This is a genomic window from Archangium sp. (genome assembly GCF_036388035.1).
GTDB lineage: Bacteria > Myxococcota > Myxococcia > Myxococcales > Myxococcaceae > Archangium.
This window is the reverse complement of record NZ_DASVSO010000539.1, coordinates 1-2,533: the sequence shown is the minus strand read 5'-3', so window position 1 is coordinate 2,533 and position 2,533 is coordinate 1. Positions and strand designations below refer to the sequence as shown.

Sequence of the window (2,533 nt, the reverse complement as noted above, 5' to 3'; positions counted from 1 at the left end):
CTTCATCGGGACCGTGGAGATTCTGGGCGCGCTCGGTCTCATCCTGCCCTCCGCCACGCGCATCCAGCCGCGCCTCACGCCGCTCGCCGCGCTCGGCCTCGTGGTGGTGATGGTGCTGGCCTCGGGCCTCCACGTGACGCGCGGGGAGCTCGGCATGGTGCCCGTCAACTTCGTGCTCGCCGCCCTGGCCGCGTTCGTCGCCTGGGGCCGCTCCAAGAAGGCGCCCATCGTCGCGCGCTAGGCCGGTGCTGCACGGCCGCGCACCGCCCGGGCAGGCTGCAAGAGAGCGCCCGCTCTGGCGGTGTTTCAGTCAAGCCGCCACAGCCAGCCAAGAGAGCCAGGCCCCTGGCGCGTCCCGCCTGGGAAGGCGGCCTGGGCAGGCATGTTCATCCAGGGGGCTCTACGGCCAGCATCAACCCGGCTGAGTTGAAATCTCGTCCGCGTTGCGTATGGGAACCCCCTCAGGCTGGATGCCCATGGGTTTCCCGTCCTTCTCCAGCACGATGCCCCCGGACCCGGCCTTGGCCAGAAGTAGCATTGGCGCCTGGAATCGCGGCCTGCGGTTCCGCGCGCTCCATCTTGGCGCACCTTGAGTCACGGAGAATTGGGCGATGACGACGAAGTCCGGAGAGAGCAAGCGCGTCGCAGGGAGCTTCCACCTCGGCGACCATCTGCGAGCGCTGCTCCTCTCAACAGTGGTCACGCGTATCATCAAGGCTCCCTCCGTGTCCCTCACGACGCGCAAGCTCGACCCTCCCGAGCTCGTCATGGTGCCTACCCGGCACGGCGACATCCGGTGCGCCGTCACGCGCCCCGCGCTGGAGGCGCCGCTGGCACGACAGGGGCGTCTGCCTCCAGTCCACCTGAACTTCCACGGCGGGGCGTTCATCCTCGGTGCCGCCCGGCAGGACGACCACCTCGCGCGCGGCATTGCCGGCGAGGTCGGGGCCTTCGTGGTGAACGTCGACTACTCGGCCGGGATGCGAACCCGTTATCCCCAGGCCCACGAGGAGTGCTTCGACGTGCTGCAGTGGGTCGCCCGGTCGGGCGCGGAGCGCGGGTGGGACTCCTCTCGCATCTCGGTGAGCGGCACCAGCGCGGGAGGCAATCTCGCGCTGGGGGTACTCGAACTCGCGCGCCGAGCCGATGGCCCGCGGGTCTCGGCCGCTGCGCTCATCGTGCCGGCGGTCGACCAGACGCAGCCGCCGGAGGCGGCCGTCGCGCCACCTGGCTCCACGGTCAAGCCGTTCGTCAACGCGGCCATGGTGCGGCTCGTGCACAACTTCTACTTCGCGGACGCAGCGCGGCGTTCCGAGCCTCTCGCCTCACCTGGGCTCGCCGGTCCGGAACAGCTCGCGAGCCTTCCGCCTCTGCTCGTCTTCAGCGCTGAGCGGGACTCGCTTCGACCGCTCATCGAGCGCTATGTGGAATTGGTGCGCTCCGCCGCGGTTGACGTCACCTATCGGTGCATGCCCGGTGTCGACCACGGCTACACGAACCAGCCCGGTAAAGACGGCATCGGGGCGTTGAAGGAGACCGGGGCGCTCATCGCCCAGTTCCTCATCCGTCACCTCGTCTGAGGCCGCAGGCGCTCAACGGCAGAAGTTGCCGCGACGCCTCGATGCTGTCGACGACGCCCGGATTCGCGTGAAGCAGTTTTTCCGTTGCCCTTTTCGTCGATGAATCGGCCCGGAATCGAAGCGCTCGTCAGAGGGTGTTCGACCAGGTAGCGGAGGATGAAATCGCGGAAAGCCGTCACCTTCGCAGGCGCCTGCGGTTTGAAAGCGTGCACCAGGAACAGCGAGCAGGGCTCCCATGACCAGGAAGGAACCACCTGCACAAGCTGGCCTCGCGCAACTGCGTCAGCGCCCACAAACTTCGGCAGCAGTCCCACGCCGAATCCCTGCTTGATGGCAGCCGCCGCGAAAACCAGGTCATCGGTACTCGTCCGGACGCGACCTACAGCGCGCAGCGTCGGTGGAATGCCTGGCTTGGCAAGATCCACCCAGTCGTGTGCGGCGAGCTCCACCACGGTCGCTGGAGTTCCGCGCTCAACGAGGTAGCGCGGCGAGGCGTACAGCGCGAACTCGATGCCGCTCAATCGGCGCGCGAGGAGCGACGAGGATGTGAGCTTGATCGAGATGCGAAGAGCGACGTCGATTCCATCCGCGACCAGGTCTACTTCCCGCTCCGTTGGGACGACGTGAATGGGTCGTGCGCCGGGCTGCCGAGAGAACGCGTTAATGGCCGGAAGGAGCCACATCGTTGCCAGGTCGCGCGAAGTATAGGCGGGATGAGGGCCCTGTTGAGGGAGAGGGAGGGAGCGGAGGGGGCGAGGAAGGTTGCGGAGGGGGGCCGCCAGGGCTGTGCGCCGGGCCGGTGCAGAGGCGGTGCAGCCCTCTTCAGGCCCACGTCGGCCCACGCGGCCCACCCCGCGGGGGGCGGCGGCAAGGGGCGTGGGCTCGTGGGGCAGCGTGAGGGCTTGGGGCTCAACACCACGCGCGCTGGGCGGGCCCCTGGGCTTTAGCCAGGC

General features: G+C 68.5%; 3 protein-coding genes. 2 read left to right on the top strand and 1 reads right to left on the bottom strand.

From position 1 onward, the window contains the following. Together VF697_RS21670 and VF697_RS21665 are read left to right on the top strand one after the other, a co-directional pair. Positions 1-241: DoxX family protein (locus VF697_RS21670; protein ID WP_331097919.1), on the top strand; the 241-nt coding region annotated here is incomplete at its 5' end. A 370-nt stretch (positions 242-611) separates the two neighbouring features. Beyond that, positions 612-1,580 carry an alpha/beta hydrolase gene (locus VF697_RS21665; RefSeq protein WP_331097918.1) on the top strand — a complete coding sequence of 323 codons (969 nt, stop codon included), beginning with the start codon at positions 612-614 and terminating at the stop codon, positions 1,578-1,580. On the opposite strand, the gene VF697_RS21660 is transcribed toward VF697_RS21665, so the two are convergent. Then, positions 1,568-2,422 carry a substrate binding domain-containing protein gene (locus VF697_RS21660; RefSeq protein ID WP_331097921.1) on the bottom strand — a complete coding sequence of 285 codons (855 nt, stop codon included), beginning with the start codon at positions 2,420-2,422 and terminating at the stop codon, positions 1,568-1,570. The genes VF697_RS21665 and VF697_RS21660 overlap by 13 nt on opposite strands. Positions 2,423-2,533: the final 111 nt, after the last annotated feature.

Bases quoted from the DNA above. Each gene is read 5' to 3' on its own strand.
- VF697_RS21665 (WP_331097918.1), top strand. From the start codon at position 612: ATGACGACGAAGTCCGGAGAGAGCAAGCGCGTCGCAGGGAGCTTCCAC.